The 15097-nt window shown below is 51.0% G+C and carries 17 protein-coding genes; 10 read left to right on the forward strand and 7 right to left on the reverse strand.

From position 1 onward, the window contains the following. Positions 1-11: 11 nt before the first annotated feature. From HCG48_RS14130 to HCG48_RS14150, 6 genes are all read left to right on the forward strand, one after another. Positions 12-551 (forward strand): F0F1 ATP synthase subunit B, encoded by a 540-nt coding sequence (locus tag HCG48_RS14130; protein WP_168569734.1) that lies wholly within the window; start codon positions 12-14, stop codon positions 549-551. Next, a complete protein-coding gene (gene atpH, locus HCG48_RS14135; protein WP_168569735.1) occupies positions 548-1099 on the forward strand; it encodes an ATP synthase F1 subunit delta in 552 nt (183 codons plus the stop codon). Before HCG48_RS14130 ends, atpH begins: the two co-directional genes overlap by 4 nt. Positions 1100-1223: 124 nt before the next feature. Next, positions 1224-2741: a F0F1 ATP synthase subunit alpha gene (gene atpA / locus HCG48_RS14140; RefSeq protein WP_168569736.1), complete on the forward strand. Its 1518-nt coding sequence runs from the start codon at positions 1224-1226 to the stop codon at positions 2739-2741. 177 nt (positions 2742-2918) lie between these two features. Further along, entirely contained in the window at positions 2919-3872 is a 954-nt protein-coding gene (locus HCG48_RS14145) for a F0F1 ATP synthase subunit gamma (protein ID WP_168569737.1), read from the forward strand. Positions 3873-3895: 23 nt separating this feature from the next. Beyond that, positions 3896-4018 carry a hypothetical protein gene (locus tag HCG48_RS26500; protein WP_281362003.1) on the forward strand — a complete coding sequence of 41 codons (123 nt, stop codon included), beginning with the start codon at positions 3896-3898 and terminating at the stop codon, positions 4016-4018. 55 nt (positions 4019-4073) lie between these two features. Beyond that, a complete protein-coding gene (locus HCG48_RS14150) occupies positions 4074-5276 on the forward strand; it encodes an adenylate/guanylate cyclase domain-containing protein (protein ID WP_246259560.1) in 1203 nt (400 codons plus the stop codon). A gap of 223 nt (positions 5277-5499) precedes the next feature. Here the strand turns inward: HCG48_RS14150 and HCG48_RS14155 are convergent, their stop codons facing one another. Then, complete coding sequence (locus HCG48_RS14155; protein WP_168569738.1) at positions 5500-5925, reverse strand: hypothetical protein; 426 nt, start codon at positions 5923-5925, stop codon at positions 5500-5502. A gap of 330 nt (positions 5926-6255) precedes the next feature. Here HCG48_RS14155 and HCG48_RS14160 point away from each other — a divergent pair, with 330 nt between their 5' ends. After that, entirely contained in the window at positions 6256-6426 is a 171-nt protein-coding gene (locus HCG48_RS14160; RefSeq protein ID WP_168567319.1) for a hypothetical protein, read from the forward strand. A gap of 346 nt (positions 6427-6772) precedes the next feature. Here the strand turns inward: HCG48_RS14160 and HCG48_RS14165 are convergent, their stop codons facing one another. The 3 genes from HCG48_RS14165 to HCG48_RS26505 form a co-directional block, all read right to left on the reverse strand. Continuing rightward, positions 6773-7918, reverse strand: coding sequence for an RNA-guided endonuclease InsQ/TnpB family protein (locus HCG48_RS14165; protein ID WP_168569739.1), 1146 nt, complete (start codon positions 7916-7918; stop codon positions 6773-6775). 429 nt (positions 7919-8347) lie between these two features. After that, positions 8348-9043, reverse strand: coding sequence for a hypothetical protein (locus HCG48_RS14170; RefSeq protein ID WP_168569740.1), 696 nt, complete (start codon positions 9041-9043; stop codon positions 8348-8350). A 48-nt stretch (positions 9044-9091) separates the two neighbouring features. Next, the gene (locus tag HCG48_RS26505; RefSeq protein ID WP_281362004.1) at positions 9092-9220 is read right to left on the reverse strand and encodes a hypothetical protein; all 129 of its coding nucleotides are present in this window, start codon (positions 9218-9220) and stop codon (positions 9092-9094) included. A 30-nt stretch (positions 9221-9250) separates the two neighbouring features. Between HCG48_RS26505 and HCG48_RS14175 the strand changes: the two genes are divergently transcribed. The 3 genes from HCG48_RS14175 (at position 9251) to HCG48_RS14185 (ending at position 12149) form a co-directional block, all read left to right on the forward strand. Then, the gene (locus HCG48_RS14175) at positions 9251-9952 is read left to right on the forward strand and encodes a hypothetical protein (RefSeq protein ID WP_168569741.1); all 702 of its coding nucleotides are present in this window, start codon (positions 9251-9253) and stop codon (positions 9950-9952) included. A 104-nt stretch (positions 9953-10056) separates the two neighbouring features. Beyond that, positions 10057-11229: an RNA-guided endonuclease InsQ/TnpB family protein gene (locus tag HCG48_RS14180; RefSeq protein ID WP_168569742.1), complete on the forward strand. Its 1173-nt coding sequence runs from the start codon at positions 10057-10059 to the stop codon at positions 11227-11229. A 95-nt stretch (positions 11230-11324) separates the two neighbouring features. Continuing rightward, the gene (locus HCG48_RS14185) at positions 11325-12149 is read left to right on the forward strand and encodes a Nif3-like dinuclear metal center hexameric protein (RefSeq protein ID WP_168569743.1); all 825 of its coding nucleotides are present in this window, start codon (positions 11325-11327) and stop codon (positions 12147-12149) included. A gap of 29 nt (positions 12150-12178) precedes the next feature. Here the strand turns inward: HCG48_RS14185 and HCG48_RS14190 are convergent, their stop codons facing one another. From HCG48_RS14190 to secD, 3 genes are read right to left on the reverse strand one after another with little or no spacing between them, the layout of a single operon-like run. Further along, on the reverse strand, positions 12179-12607 hold the full coding sequence (locus HCG48_RS14190; RefSeq protein WP_168569744.1) for a hypothetical protein: 429 nt from the start codon (positions 12605-12607) through the stop codon (positions 12179-12181). Between the two features lie 60 nt (positions 12608-12667). Further along, on the reverse strand, positions 12668-13651 hold the full coding sequence (secF, locus tag HCG48_RS14195) for a protein translocase subunit SecF (RefSeq protein WP_168569745.1): 984 nt from the start codon (positions 13649-13651) through the stop codon (positions 12668-12670). 14 nt (positions 13652-13665) lie between these two features. Then, a complete protein-coding gene (gene secD / locus HCG48_RS14200) occupies positions 13666-15081 on the reverse strand; it encodes a protein translocase subunit SecD (RefSeq protein ID WP_168569746.1) in 1416 nt (471 codons plus the stop codon). Between the last annotated feature and the right edge of the window lie 16 nt (positions 15082-15097).

The raw sequence follows: 15097 nt of genomic DNA on the forward strand, positions 1-15097 counted from the left end.
GATTGAGTATCATGGGGACTTTTTGGTTGCTGGCTTCGGCCCACGAAGCGGCTGCGGAAGGAGGTTTTGGTTTAAACCTAGACTTTTTTGAGACGAATGTCATTAACTTGGCGATCGTCATCGGTTTGTTGTTCTATTTGGGTCAAAAAGTTCTGGGTAACATTTTGGCGCAACGACGGGCCGAGATCGAAGAGGCGATCGCCGATGCCGAACGACGTCAGAAGGAAGCGGCGGCTCAATTAGCCGATCGCGAGCAGAAATTGGCTCAAGCGCAGGCGGAAGCCGAGCGGATTAAAGCTCAAGCCGCACAACAGGCGGAAAAAGCTAGAGAAGCGATCTTAGCGCAAGCCGAGAAAGATTTGGCACGGCTCAAAGCGGAAGCGGGCAAAGACCTCAACGCGGCTCAAGAACGGGCGATCGCCGAACTGCGCCAGCGCGTGACGGCTATGGCTCTCGAACGGGCTGAAAGCCAACTCAAAACGCAACTCGACGAAGGCAAACAGCAAAAGCTGATTGACAACAGTATTGCGATGCTCGGAGGGAGTCGATGAGTATTGTACAAGCCGAAATTCTAGAGCCTTACGCCCAAGCGCTGATGTCCGTGGCGCAAGCGAACGACGCGACCGAGCAAATTGGCGAGGACATGCGATCGCTCAAAGCCTTGTTGGAAACTTCCGACGAACTCAAGCAGTTGTTGGAAAATCCGTTTGTCAAAAACGAGGATAAAAAAGCGATTCTCCGACAAATTGGCGGGGAAGATCTCCAACATTTTACCCGCAACTTCTTGATGTTGTTGGTCGATCGCGGACGCATCATTTTCCTCGAAGGGATTTGCTCGCAATACCTCAACCTGCTGCGTAAATTGAACCAAACGGTTCTGGCCGAGGTCACCTCTGCGGTGGAACTCTCCTCGGAGCAACAGCAGGCGGTCGGCGATCGCGTCAAATCCATGACCGACGCCCGCAACGTCGAAATAGAAACGAGAATCGACCCCGAACTGATCGGGGGCGTGATTATCAAAGTCGGCTCCCAGGTCATTGATGCAAGCCTGCGGGGTCAACTGCGCCGGATAGGGGTGCGGCTGAGTAGCTCCACATAACGATCTGCTTTTTCGTTGATGGTTGAGCGCTGTTACGTCTTGGGTCGTCTGCTCAGCTCGACCCTCAACCCCCGACAGCAAACAATCAACGGTGAACGTCGATAACTAATATCAAACAACTGCCATGATCAGCATCAGACCGGACGAAATTAGCAATATTATTCGCCAGCAAATCGAGCAGTACGACCAAGACGTCAAAGTCTCCAACGTCGGAACCGTGCTGCAAGTCGGTGACGGAATCGCCCGCATCTACGGCTTGGAACAAGCCATGGCGGGCGAGCTGCTCGAATTTGAAGACGGCACCATCGGCATCGCCCTCAACTTGGAAGAAGACAACGTTGGGGCGGTGTTGATGGGTGACGGCTACAACATCCAAGAAGGATCGAACGTCACCTCCACCGGAAAAATCGCGCAAGTTCCCGTCGGCGAAGCGATGCTCGGTCGCGTCGTCGATGCGTTGGGTCGTCCCCTCGACGGTAAAGGCGACATCAACACCAGCGAAAGCCGCCTGATCGAATCTCCCGCCCCCGGGATCATCGCCCGCCGTTCGGTGTGCGAACCGATGCAAACCGGGATTACGGCGATCGACTCGATGATTCCGATCGGACGCGGACAACGGGAATTGATCATCGGCGACCGTCAGACCGGAAAAACGGCGATCGCGATCGACACGATCATCAACCAAAAAGATGAAGATGTCGTTTGCGTGTACGTGGCGATCGGCCAAAAAGCCTCGACGATCGCCCAAGTCCTCGGCACCCTGCAAGAAAAAGGCGCCATGGACTACACGATCATCGTCGCGGCGAACGCCAACGACCCGGCGACCCTGCAATACCTCGCTCCCTACACCGGAGCCAGCTTGGCCGAATACTTCATGTATAACGGCAAGCACACCCTGGTCGTTTACGACGATCTCTCCAAACAAGCGCAAGCTTACCGTCAAATGTCCCTGCTGCTGCGTCGTCCCCCCGGTCGCGAAGCTTATCCCGGAGACGTGTTCTACTTACACTCCCGCTTGCTCGAACGGGCTGCTAAACTCAACGACGAACTCGGCGGCGGGAGTATGACGGCCCTGCCGATCATCGAAACCCAAGCGGGTGACGTCTCCGCGTACATCCCCACCAACGTGATTTCGATTACCGACGGTCAGATCTTCCTGTCTTCCGACCTGTTCAACTCCGGTCTGCGTCCGGCGGTGAACGCCGGGATTTCCGTGTCCCGGGTCGGTTCGGCAGCGCAAACTAAAGCGATGAAGAAAGTCGCCGGGAAAGTGAAACTGGAACTGGCCCAGTTCGCCGAACTCGAAGCGTTTGCTCAGTTCGCCTCGGACTTAGATCAGGCCACCCAGCAACAGTTAGCGCGCGGTCAGCGCTTGCGCGAACTGTTGAAACAACCCCAGAATTCGCCGTTGTCGGTTCAAGAACAAGTCGCGGTCATTTATGCCGGGATTAACGGTTATCTCGATGACGTTCCCGTCGATAAGGTGACGGCGTTCACGAAGGGCCTGCGCGAGTACCTGAAAACGAGCAAGCCCAAGTACGTCGAACTGATCCAAAGCACCAAGAAGCTGGAAGAAGAAGCGGAAAACCTGCTCAAAGAAGGCATTACCGAATTCAAACAATCCTTCATGGCGACTGCGTAAACAGCCGTCTGGGGACGTCGGGGAGCGGCTAGTGCGCTCCTGCGGGCTTCTCCGTCGTGAAGTGAGTGTCAGGAATTCGCTTCAACTCGCCAGTTCGACTACAGAAATCAGAAGCGGCGCGAACTCGTCCGACTTCTGATTTCTGAGTGAAGGAATTGTGAATTCTGGGGAAATATTATGGCAAATCTCAAAGCGATTCGCGATCGCATTTCATCGGTTAAAAATACCAAAAAGATTACAGAAGCGATGCGCTTGGTGGCGGCGGCGAAAGTCCGTCGCGCTCAAGAGCAGGTACTCGGAACTCGTCCGTTTGCCGATCGCCTCGCCCAAGTGCTTTACGGTTTGCAGTCCCGCCTGCGCTTTGAAGATGTGGACTTGCCCCTGTTGAAAAAACGGGAGGTTCAAACGGTCGGTCTGTTGGTCGTCACGGGCGATCGCGGCTTGTGCGGCGGCTACAACACCAACATCATCAAACGGGCGGAAGCACGCGCTGCCGAACTCAAAGGGGAAGGACTCGATTACAAATACATCTTGGTCGGACGCAAGGCGACTCAGTATTTCAAACGTCGCAACGCGCCCATCGAAGCTAACTACACCGGACTCGAACAAATCCCGACGGCGAAGGAAGCATCGGACATTGCCGACGAACTTCTCTCTTTGTTCCTGTCCGACACTGTGGATCGCGTCGAACTAGTGTATACTAAGTTCGTCTCGCTGATTAGTTCCAAACCCGTGGTTCAAACCTTGCTCCCCCTCGACCCGCAAGGGTTGGAAGCCTCCGACGACGAAATCTTCCGTCTGACGACCCGAGGCGGCAGTTTCCAAGTCGAACGGGAAAAAGTAACCGCACCTTCGCCGCAAAGCTTCCCTCGGGACATGATCTTCGAGCAAGATCCGACCCAAATTTTGGAGGCTTTGTTGCCGTTGTACCTCAACAATCAGTTGCTGCGCGCCCTGCAAGAAGCTGCAGCAAGCGAGTTGGCGGCGCGGATGACGGCGATGAACAACGCCAGCGACAACGCCAGCGAGTTGATCGGTACGTTGACGCTGACGTACAACAAAGCTCGACAAGCGGCGATTACTCAAGAGATTCTCGAAGTGGTCGGCGGTGCGGAAGCACTGGAAAGTTAGATCGCTTTTCGTTGACTTTTCTTTTGTTTTATTTTTATGCTTTTCTCAAGCCCGATCGCGATCGGGCTTTTTTTGTGGGCAAACACGCGATCGCCGAGGCTTCTTTTCCAGGCGGATTGACCGCGATCGCCTTTATTTCTTCGTAGAATTTTCGGTTATAAAAGAATTAGTCGATCTCCAGGTTTTAGGGGATGGTGTGTCATGCCTCGATTGACTGGTTCAATGGATCGTAACGCCCTCAAAAAAATTCTGATTCTAGCTGCCTATGTTTCTCCGTCCGAGAGCTTGAATCTCGATCGCGAACAGCACGAACTCGAACGGGGTTTGCAACGCACTCCCCAGGGCGATCGCTTTGAAATCTTGACCGAGCAAGCCTTTCATCCCGATGACTGGCGCCGCGCCCTGCTCGATAACGAACCTCATATCGTTCATTTTCTCGGACGTGGACTAGAAATCGACGGCTTGGCGTTTGAAGAAAAAGGCGCTCGCATTCGCCTGGTCAATGCGGCGTCTTTAGGACATTTGTTCGAGTCATTTCGCAGTCGCATCGAATGCGTGTTGCTCGACGGTTGCTACAGTAAGATTCAGGCGGAAGCGATCGCCCGACACATTCCCTATACGATCGGGATCGATCGCGGGATTGACGATCGCGTCGCCGTCAATTTTGCCGTCAACTTTTACGACGAAATCGGTTCCGGGCGATCGATAGAAAAAGCTTACGATTTCGCTTGTCAGGCGATCGCCGATCGCGGCATTTCCCGAGAGTCCATTCCCCTATTCAAACGACAAGAACGACCGTTTTCCAACAGTGGCGATCGTCGCGCCGTATCCGATGCTTCCCAAGCGGGTAAAGTCCAAAATATACCCGCCTCCGGATCGTTAATGTCCCTCGCACACAGCAGTACCCTCGCCGCGATCGTCTTTACCGATGTCGTCGATTCTACCGAACATATGGTCGCTAACGAGCGCCAGACCCTCGAATTACTCGATCGCGACTTGAGCTTCATTCGAGAAGTCGCCCAATGCTTTGACGGGCGCGTTCTCAAATCAATGGGAGATGGATTATTACTTTATTTTGACAGTGCGGTTAAAGCCGTAGCTTGCGCTCAAAAAATTCAAATCGCTTTTAACAAAGTTGCCAATAAATTACCCCGCGATCGGGTTTTGCAACACCGCATCGGTATCCACGTTGGAGAAGTCTTTTTTAGTGGGAACGACGTTCTCGGAACGGGGGTTAATGTAGCCGCGCGTTTGCAAGGAAAAGCACGTCCGGGCGGCATCTGTCTTTCTCAAATTGTCTATCAAGTCGTTTGTCGTCACTTAGACCTCAAGATCGAGTGCATCGGTTCTCAATATTTAAAAGGGATTCCAGATGCGATAATTTTATATCAAATCAACCCTTGAAGCGAATTCTCTCCCATATTAATTGATTTTTAAAATCTAGACATCCTTGCTTTTACAAGCAAAACTAGAATATATAGCATTCCTAAATCAGTCGAGTCAGGGCGATCCCTCCAGACCCCTTGGGAGTGGGAGCATCTTGCTCCCTACTTCCGTTACAAATCATTTAGGATTCCTATAGTAGCATCTTAATAAAAATGCCTAAAAGTTCTAACATAATTCGTAATTAAATCAAGTATTCCGGATCGTTGGTATGGCGTTGATGCCATTCTAAATCGAATTGTTTCAAATTTGCTTCTGTATCATTGCCATGCCAAACTTCTAGGGTAAAATGCCAGTCTTCATCCCCGGCGGGATCGATTTCGTTGGCGGTCAAAATTTCGAGAAAGTTTTCTAAATTTTGTAATGCTTCTCGGATTTGGTCTTTGGTTAATTTACCGGGATACAGGTCTCGTTCGGTCAGGTTTTCAAGAATATGTAGCTTGGTGCGAACTACGAGTTTGTTTTCGCTTTGCCAAGTGACAGTAATTTGCAAAATATCCCCATCGGTACATTCGTGATTCGCATAAGTTAGTAATGCTTCAAAAAGACGCTTAACGCGAACTCGAACGCTGGGATAGTAGTTTTTTTCCTCTTCCGGTAAGCTCGTCACAATCCTAACTCAATTTTTTCAAGATAATCGCTTTGAGTAAATTATAAAATTCTGCCTAATGGTCTATTTAAATTAGGAAATCATGGCTCAGTTTTAAGTGATTTTATTTAAGTAATTTTGTACCGGAGTTTTAAAAATTAACAGTTAAAAAATGAGAGAAAAGTAAATTCAGTTTTTTCAAAGAAAGTAACGATCGCCCTCGGGAAGGGACGACACAGTGAAAGGATCGATCCACTATTGCCAGTTCACATCTAGTAAAGCTTATACGATAAAATACAATATAAATGCTCAAGTCTAAACGATCTTCCCATTCACTTTAGCGCGCTGGCTATGAAATCGATCGCCCCGGATGAATTTCAGTATTTAATTCGTAAAACTGTGACTTACCTCGAATTTCACAATGACGATTCGGCGAAAGAAATCGCAGCCCAATGGCGGCATATTCTAGCACAAATTCACCAGATCGAACAGCAACAACGACAACCTAAAAGGCGATCGTAAAAACTGAGTCTTTCCCAGCGAAAAACCCCTCCAACTCGTCAGTTGAAGGGGTTCTTCTGCTTATCCACACCTAAATTAAAACAGGTGCGATTCAGCCGGATTTTGAAAGAAAATGACTGTTAAGGTTTCAATCCTTAACCACAAAGGTGACAACAAGTGCGGTGGTTTCCAATTGGGTTTTTGAACTGTCGATCGCCTCAGACTGCTCTGATGGATGGTTTCGCATCCCCTTGGCGATCGCAAAACGGGGGAAACGACAAAAACCGCTCTCTAAAACTTACTCAAACTTAATCATTTGATGTTTAGTTCCTAGCTTGGATCTTCCAAGACCTTTCCATCACTAGGCTTACACGGCTGAGCTCTCCGCGTTTTCCAGATTAATTGCCGCATTTAAGTCACGATCTATGGAGGCGTGACAGTTCGGACAATCATACTGTCTTTTGTGCAGGGGCATTTTTTGTCGGTGTCCGCAGTTAGAAGAGATCTGCGAACTGGGATACCACGGGTCAATCAATGTTAATTTGCTCCCGTACCACTCGCATTTATATTCAAGTTGACGACGGAACTCATAAAACCCACCATCCGCAATCGCACCAGCCAGCTTGTGATTTTTGAGCATCCCTGACACATTTAAGTCTTCAATTTTTACTTCGCCGTGGTTCTTGGCTAAGTAAGTTGTTAACTTGTGTAGATGGTCGGCTCTAATATCGGCGATGCGTCGGTGGGCTTTAGCTAACTTGAGTTTAGTTTTTTCTCGATTTTTACCTCCTGTTTGACGGCGGCTTAGTTCTTTCTGGAGTTTGGCCAGTTTTTTCTGAGCCTGACGATAAGCTTTCGGATTGGGATAGGTTTTACCATCGCACAGGGTGGCGAGAGTTTTAATTCCTACATCTACCCCAATCCGCTCCCTATCCCCCTTCGCCCCCCTTTCAAAGGGGGGTTGGGGGGATGGTTCAAAATCAATTTTGAAGGCAATATACCAGTCCCCTGCTCGTTTACTTATCGTGACGTTTTTAGGATGGACTGGCGGTAACTGTTCGTGGCTTTTTACCCAACCGATCCGAGGTAGCTTCACCCAATCACCGGAAATTTTAATGCTTCCTTCCAGGTAAAAACTCTCTTTGACCTTCTTTTTCTTAAACTTGGGGAAACCTGTTCCTTTGACTTGCCCAACTCGCTTAAACGCTTTATTTAGGTGACGTAACGCTTCTTGAGGGCTACATTTTGAGACTTCATAGTACCAAGGATTCCGACTTTTTACCTCGGCGACTAATCTTTTGTGTAAGTCTATGGCGGTTGGCAGTTTACCTCCGGTTTCTAATCTTTTCTTACAGGTAGCCAGTCCCCAATTCCAAGCGTGTCGAGCGACTCCTGCATGTTTCGCCATCAACGTTCGTTGTCGGTTATTTAAGTCTAGCTTGGTCTTAAAGCCTTTCACTGACTTTTTTGAACTCCTCAACCCTCTTTTCGTTCGGCTAAGTTCAGATACCATAAAGACGAGCAGAAAACAATGGAGATGGTGAAATCCGCGATTTTTGCGGCTTCAGTCCTTATAAACTTACTCGAATCTTTATTTAAGCATAAAAAGTGAGTAAATTTAAAAAACTTTAGGTAGAAATTTAAACCCTGTTTTTAACCCCATACTGGGAAACAACCGCTCGACTCGCTTGCACCGCTTGTTGCATCCAGCCTTATCGGTACCACTCGCGCATCCTGACGTCGTTCTCCTTCGGATGGCGACTCGAACACGGGCCAAACAGTACAAATCCCGTGATGGTACCCGGTACGGACGAGCAATCAAACCCAAAAAACCAAGGAGGTTGACTCGCCCGCCCATTGAGTGCCATCCTAACCCACGGTTTTGGGAAAAGCGGCAAATTTGAAAGGAAAATTTAAGATTTTCATTAAGAAATATAATGTTTCAACAGCCGCTCAATTGACGCCGTTGTTGTTGTTGGCGGTTAAATTCTCGCTGTTGGGGGGTTAAAACATCGCTGTCGATGGGCGGACGCATATCCCATTGTAGTTCGGCTAACAGGAGTAATGTAGCAGAAATCGTAGCTCCAGTGAAGAGAAATTGCCATGCGGAGAATGAAGGGAGTAAGACAGTCGCCGAGACATGAAGGAGAGCGGCGATCGCAAAGGTGCGCGATCGCATTCCCAAAGCCATAAGGAAATAGCCGATTGCCGTCAACATCAGCCATAAAGGACAGAGGCGAATTAGGACAGCAGCCCAACCGTAGAAAATACTGGCATCGGTCAAAACTAGGCCAATACCTATCAAAACACTCCAGCTATAGACCAACCAGCGCAACTTTTCGACAGTGACCCAAAACCAAGAAAGATATGCCATCGCGGCGGTTCCCAACAGACTTACAATCGTCCAAAAACCGGCTTGTATTTGCCAAGAAATAGGACAAAATTGGGCGATCGCAAACATGGCCGCTACAATCCATCCCCAGAAAACAAACACGAGATCGATCCGGGTATAAAATCGCTGAATTAGGGTTAAACGACCGATTTGCCAATTAATTCGCCAGAGTCCTTGTAAATCTTGAATATCGAGATCTTCTTGCTTCCAACGGAGGATCGGCTCTGCGGAATTAAAATAAGTCATGGAGCGAGGCGAGCAAAGGTTTAAAAATTTACTTAACTTTACAATAGCCTAAAAGGCGAGAGAATTGGCCACGGGGGGAGCGATCGCGATCGCCAGGTTCGAGGGACGGATCCGAGGGCGGCGATCGCGCGGGGCGGAAACTCGTGCGATAATGCAACTCGGATAACAATGGGTCAACTCAACCCGCAAGCGAACTTCTAGATCGAGATGTCTGCCGATCCTCAAGTCAACCGAGGTCGCCAGAAAAAGACGACTTCGGCCAATCCTGCCAACCCCGCACAAGATAACCTCGAATCCCGCTTGGTCTTTATCGTCCCCGTTGTCATTGGCGTGACCTTAGTTTTGTCCGCCTGGCGCCTGGTGGTAGCGGGGGCGATCGTGTCCGGGATTGCTTGGGCGTGGAAAAACCACTCCCAAAAAAATGAAGCCCGCAGTGTGGAACTCAATGCCGTATTTTACAAACTGATCCAAGAACATCAAGGGCGGCTGACGGTATTAGATTTTGCGATGGAAGCCGACATTCCCGGAGACGAAGCCCAGGAGTATTTAGACACGCGCGCCCGGGAATTTAGCGCCCAATATGAAATTACCGAAAATGGCGGCATGGTTTACTGCTTTTCGAGCATTAAATCTCCCGAGTGGAAAACCATCGAAGCCGAAATTACCCCAGTGGCGCCCGAACCGGAACGCTTGAAGGCGCCCAAAGCCAAAAAGGCGCGAGTGACCTTACCTGCACCTCTGAATCAATCGCAACTGGCGGCGCGCTTGGGGGTGCATCCGACGACGGTGAGCAAAAATAAATCGAAACCGGAGTTTACTCAATGGAGTCAGGGCAAAGATCCGGCGGGATTTGCCTGGACTTACGCCCCGGGAACGAAGCAATTTTTCCCCATAGAGGGGGAGTTTTAGCCAAATCCGCAAGAATCCTCCGCTTCAAATCTATGATTGAAGCGTGAGATGAATTGCGACAGTAACTCATGATAGAGTGTTTATGGTGAATTCAGTTGACCCTAATGCTCAAAGCTGTCAAGGTCAGATTATACCCAAATAAGCAGCAGAAGCAATCGCTGGAGCAATCCTTCGGCAATTGCAGATGGCTGTGGAACTATGGTCTGAACTTGATGAATCAAACCTACAAAGAGACTGGGAAGGGACTATCTAGTTACGACATCAAGAAACAGATTCCCAGCCTCAAGCAAGAGTATGAGTGGTTAAAGCTGACCTACTCGCAGTGTCTTCAACAGGTTTGTACTAACCTGGGAACCGCTTTTAACAACTTCTTTGAGAAGCGGGCCAGGTATCCGCGATTTAAGTCCAAACACGGCAAACAATCCATCCAGTATCCCCAAAATGTCAAGGTGCTGGAGAACGCCTTGAAGCTACCGAAGATTGGGGAAGTTAAAGCGGTTGTTCATCGACCAATAGAAGGCAAACTCAAAACCGTCACAGTTACCAAAAATCGCTGCGACCAGTATTTTGCTTCTATTCTCTTTGAAGATGGGAAACCCAATCCAGACTCATCCACCGAGGGAAAAGCCGTCGGCGTAGACCTTGGATTAAATCATTTTGCTGTAACTTCCGATGGGTCTAAATTTGATAACCCAAGATGGATTGCTAAACATGAGCGTAACCTGAAACGCAAGCAGCAAGACTTATCGAGAAAACAAAAAGGGTCTAACAACCGAAATAAAGCACGAAAGAAGGTAGCTAAGGTACATAACAAAGTAGCATGTTGCCGGGAGGATTTCCTACACAAGCTATCGCGTAGGATAGTTGACGAAAACCAAGTCATCTGTGTGGAAAACCTCAATGTCAAAGGCATGCTCAAAAACCCTAACCTGGCTGAGGCGATCGGCCAAGTCGGTTGGGAAATGTTTTTGACGATGCTCAAGTACAAAGCCGAACAGGAAGGGAAAGTCTATATTGAGGTCGATAGATTCTTCCCCTCTTCCAAAACCTGCAACGTTTGCTTGAATCAAATCGATCGTCTGTCATTAGATGTCAGAAATTGGACTTGTTCTCACTGTGGGACGAGTCACGATCGCGATCTCAATGCAGCTATCAACCTCAGAGAAGAGGGACTACGACTCTTGACCTGCGGGACGCGGGGCCAAGCCTACTGTCGGGATGTAAGACCTAACCGTAGAGGACGCAAGAAATCTACGATTGGGCAATCTGTTGGGTAGGAAGCCGCTATTGCAATCTCCGATTCAATAGCGGTAGTTCACGGGAAGAGCTTGCGCTACGGTGAGAGACGTGGCTTTGAGGAAGTTAAGAGTCAATGAACATTGAGGAATTAATTCGGTGGTTTGAAGGCTGGGCCGATCCCGCATGGCAGGAGAAATGGGATAATTGCGGCTGGCAGGTGGAACCGGGGGTGACGGGAGAACCCGCGCGGGTGTTGGTCTGTCTGACGCCGACCCTGGCGGTGATGCGCGAGGCGATCGCCCTACGGGAGAGCGGGATTGAAGTGAATTTAATTTTCGCCCACCATCCCTTGATTTTTGGAGGGCTTCGGCGGTTAGTGACCGGAGAGCCGATCGCGGAAATGGCGCGGTTGGCGTTCGCCCATCAGATCGGGATTTACAGCGCCCATACCAATTTCGACCAAGTGAACCACGGGACGGCGGACGTACTGGCGGAGTTGCTCGCGCTCAAACAAGTCGAACCGATCGCCCCGACTCAGGACGGTTTGGGATACGGGCGGATCGGCGTTCTCGAACCCGCGCTCAAGGTGAGAAACTTATTGAGTGAGATTAAAAGTAAACTAAATCCCCCCGAACTGATCGTTTCCGTAGACGCGGCGATGGAGCGAACGATCGAGCGGGTCGCCGTCTTGGGAGGGTCCGGAGCCAGTTATATCGATGCGGCGGTCAAAGCCGGGGCGCAGGCGTATTTAACCTCGGACTGTAAGTTTCACCAATTCCAGGAAGCGCGCGATCGCGGTTTAATTTTGATCGATGCGGGACATTACGCCACCGAACGTCCGGCGTGCGATCGCCTGGTAGAACACTTAAAAAGCTTGGGAGTGGAATGGGTGCAACTGAGTGGGGCCGACGAAGATTTTCGAGGATTTGCGACTCTTCCCGAGATCGTGGAAGTTTAGGGAGACAGGCGATCGCCCCCGGATCGCCCTCACTCCTTGCAAACGAAACGCCATAAGGGGTGAGACTCCCCTTGACAGCGAATGCGCCAGAGTTGCCGTTCCAGGCGCGATCGCTCCTCTCCAGACAAACCCCACAAGATATTGCGACTTTGCCACACTAAAATCGCCACAGTGAATGCGATACAGACGAGCAATCCCAAAGTGGGAAGGGGGTTATACCAGATGCTGAACAGGTAGCGCAACGCCGCCCAGGTAAAATGGTCGAGAATCAGGGCGATATCGGCGCGCAAAGTCCAGAGACTGAACGCCCCCACCGTCAGCCAGAGGGCGATCGCCACCATCCAGCGAAAATAAACCGTGAGGCGGTGGAGGCGTTCGATTTGGCGCTCGTAAGTCGGATCGAACAGCAATCGCTTTAAGTCCGCCTCAACGTCGTGCAGATCGTCAGAAGGATCCATCGAAATATTCGGATTGTAATTGAGCCTACCAACAGCCTAGCCAATCCCCGGGCAACTGGCTTAGGAATCTGGGGAACTTGACGAAGAATCCACCTCAGTCGCGACTTCCGGGGCGATCGCCCCCTCCGGTTCCGAGCGTTCGCGCCACCACGCCAACATCGTACTGGCGACGAAAATACTCGAATAGGCCCCACTGATAAAGCCGACGATCAACGCCAGGGCAAAATACTTGAGCGTATCGCCGCCAAACAAGAAAATCGCCGTCAGGGTCAGTACCGTCGTCAGAGTCGTATTGATCGATCGCCCGAGAGTCTGATTGACCGCATCATCGACGATCTCGTCGATCGAACGTCCCTGCTCTCGTTTCGTGGTTTCGCGGATGCGATCGTAAATCACCACCGTATCGTTGACCGAAAACCCGATAATCGTCAGCAACGCCACGATAAACAAACTATCGACTTCGACCCCTTGAACCAACCCCAAAATCGAGAACAGCCCCACAGTAATCAAGACATCGTGAAACAGGGCGACGATCGCGAACAAAGCATAGTCGAACTGAAAGCGGAAACTCAAGTAAACAATAATGCCTCCGAGGGCCACCAGCAGAGCCAAGATCCCGGACGCAAATAACTCCCGTCCGATCGTCGGCCCGACCGTATCGATTTGCTTCTTCTGCGGGTCGAACTCGCCGAAGCGTGCGGTGAGGGCATTTTCCAGATTGGTGCGCTGTTCCACGTCGAGAGTAGACGTGCGGATCGACAGGGCCTGTTTGGCGTTGCCGACCACTTGGATGCTGCTGTTTTCCAACCCTTGTTGGGCGAGGATCTCGCGTACTGCATTCGCTTGGATCGGTTCGCTACAATTGCTCGGTTGGCTACAGTCGCGTTCCAATTGCAGGCGCGTCCCGCCGACAAAATCGAGACTGGGACGCAGGGGGGCGCCGATCGTCGTCCAGGAGATGGCGATCGCGATCGCGCCGACGGCGATCGCCGTCGCCGACAGCCCCCACCATAAACTGCGCTGTTTGATAATGTGTAACTTCATCGAACTGGCGGTCCCTAAGCTTTATTGACAGTGGTGAGGTCGGGGCAGAACAATTCGGGTTTGCGGAATTCGTCAATGCCGATCGCGAAAAACATCAAGCTTCGCGAGCAGGTAATCGCGGTAAACATACTTACCAGAACCCCGATCGCCAAGGTCAGGGCGAAACCGCGCACCAACCCCGCACCGAACCAGAACAAAGCCCCGCAAGCGATCAGCGTCGTCACGTTGCTATCTAAAATACTGGAAAAAGCGCGGTAGAAACCCGATTCCACCGAGCGATACAAACTTTTCCCCGATCGCAACTCCTCGCGAGTGCGCTCGAAAATGAGCACGTTGGCATCCACCGCCATCCCGATACTCAATATAAACCCGGCAATTCCCGGCAGAGTCAACGTGACCCCGAGCAAAGCAAAACTCGCCAAAGTCAGCACCGCGTAAATCGTCAGGGCAATATCGGCAATGACGCCGGGGAGTCGGTAGTAGACCGCCATAAAGATCAGCACCAAGACCAAACCGCCAATCCCCGCATAGATACTGCGATCGATGCTATCGCGGCCTAACGTCGCGCCCACGGTGCGGTTTTCGACGATTTCCACGGGAACGGGTAAAGCCCCACCGCGCAACTGCACCGCCAAATCGTTCGCCTCCTGGGCGGTAAAACGGCCTTGAATCACCGCCCGTCCTCCGGTAATTCCGGTTTCGGCAAACTCGGCGCCGACCACGGGGGAACTAATCAGGCGATCGTCGAGAAAGATGCCGAGAGTGCGTCCGGTTCCGGCGAGTTCTTTAGTGAGATCGGCAAATAAGCGACCGCCTTCGGCGTCGAATTCCAAGCCGACATTCCAGAGATTGCCCGCTTGAGCGGGTTGGGGGTCGGCATATTCGAGGTTTTTACCCGTCAGTCCGGTACGTTCGTAGAGGCGGCCACTGAGTTCGTTAATTTGCTCTTGTTTTTGGGCGATCGCCGCCTTATTGGCCTCGATCGCCTCCGCGTTGCCCTCCTGTTCGAGGTTGACTTGTTTCAAGAGCAGATCGCTGAGTTCTTGGCGTCGGACGTTCACCTCGGCATTGAGTTCCGGATTGCGCACTTCCTTGCGAAAGTCGAGTTGGGCCGTCCCGCCGAGAACGCGCTCGGCTTGTTCCGGATCGCTAATTCCCGGAAGCTGGACCAAGATGCGATCGTCGCCGACAGTCTGCACGATCGGTTCGGCTACCCCCAAGCCGTCAACGCGGTTGCGAACCACGCTTTGTACCGCTTCCATCACCTCGGGGGTAATTGTACGCACGTCTTCCGAGGGGCGCACTTGAATCGTCAATTGAGAGCCGCCTTGCAAGTCCAAACCCAGACGCATTTCGACTTGATTTAAGATGACGATCGCCGCGACGAATAAAACGGCAATTAACGCGAGTAAAGAACGCTGTTTTTGCATAGTCTGGTCCTGCGAG

This window comes from Oxynema aestuarii AP17 (assembly GCF_012295525.1).
Taxonomy (GTDB): Bacteria; Cyanobacteriota; Cyanobacteriia; order Cyanobacteriales; family Laspinemataceae; genus Oxynema; species Oxynema aestuarii.

What these genes read in the sequence shown, in the direction of transcription:
- HCG48_RS14130 (WP_168569734.1), top strand. Translation starts at nt 12, where the DNA reads ATGGGGACTTTTTGGTTGCTGGCTTCGGCCCACGAAGCGGCTGCGGAA.
- atpH (WP_168569735.1), top strand. Translation starts at nt 548, where the DNA reads ATGAGTATTGTACAAGCCGAAATTCTAGAGCCTTACGCCCAAGCGCTG.
- atpA (WP_168569736.1), top strand. Translation starts at nt 1,224, where the DNA reads ATGATCAGCATCAGACCGGACGAAATTAGCAATATTATTCGCCAGCAA.
- HCG48_RS14145 (WP_168569737.1), top strand. Translation starts at nt 2,919, where the DNA reads ATGGCAAATCTCAAAGCGATTCGCGATCGCATTTCATCGGTTAAAAAT.
- HCG48_RS14150 (WP_246259560.1), top strand. Translation starts at nt 4,074, where the DNA reads ATGCCTCGATTGACTGGTTCAATGGATCGTAACGCCCTCAAAAAAATT.
- HCG48_RS14160 (WP_168567319.1), top strand. Translation starts at nt 6,256, where the DNA reads ATGAAATCGATCGCCCCGGATGAATTTCAGTATTTAATTCGTAAAACT.
- HCG48_RS14165 (WP_168569739.1), bottom strand. Translation starts at nt 7,918, where the DNA reads ATGGTATCTGAACTTAGCCGAACGAAAAGAGGGTTGAGGAGTTCAAAA.
- HCG48_RS14170 (WP_168569740.1), bottom strand. Translation starts at nt 9,043, where the DNA reads ATGACTTATTTTAATTCCGCAGAGCCGATCCTCCGTTGGAAGCAAGAA.
- HCG48_RS14175 (WP_168569741.1), top strand. Translation starts at nt 9,251, where the DNA reads ATGTCTGCCGATCCTCAAGTCAACCGAGGTCGCCAGAAAAAGACGACT.
- HCG48_RS14180 (WP_168569742.1), top strand. Translation starts at nt 10,057, where the DNA reads ATGCTCAAAGCTGTCAAGGTCAGATTATACCCAAATAAGCAGCAGAAG.
- HCG48_RS14185 (WP_168569743.1), top strand. Translation starts at nt 11,325, where the DNA reads ATGAACATTGAGGAATTAATTCGGTGGTTTGAAGGCTGGGCCGATCCC.
- HCG48_RS14190 (WP_168569744.1), bottom strand. Translation starts at nt 12,607, where the DNA reads ATGGATCCTTCTGACGATCTGCACGACGTTGAGGCGGACTTAAAGCGA.
- secF (WP_168569745.1), bottom strand. Translation starts at nt 13,651, where the DNA reads ATGAAGTTACACATTATCAAACAGCGCAGTTTATGGTGGGGGCTGTCG.
- secD (WP_168569746.1), bottom strand. Translation starts at nt 15,081, where the DNA reads ATGCAAAAACAGCGTTCTTTACTCGCGTTAATTGCCGTTTTATTCGTC.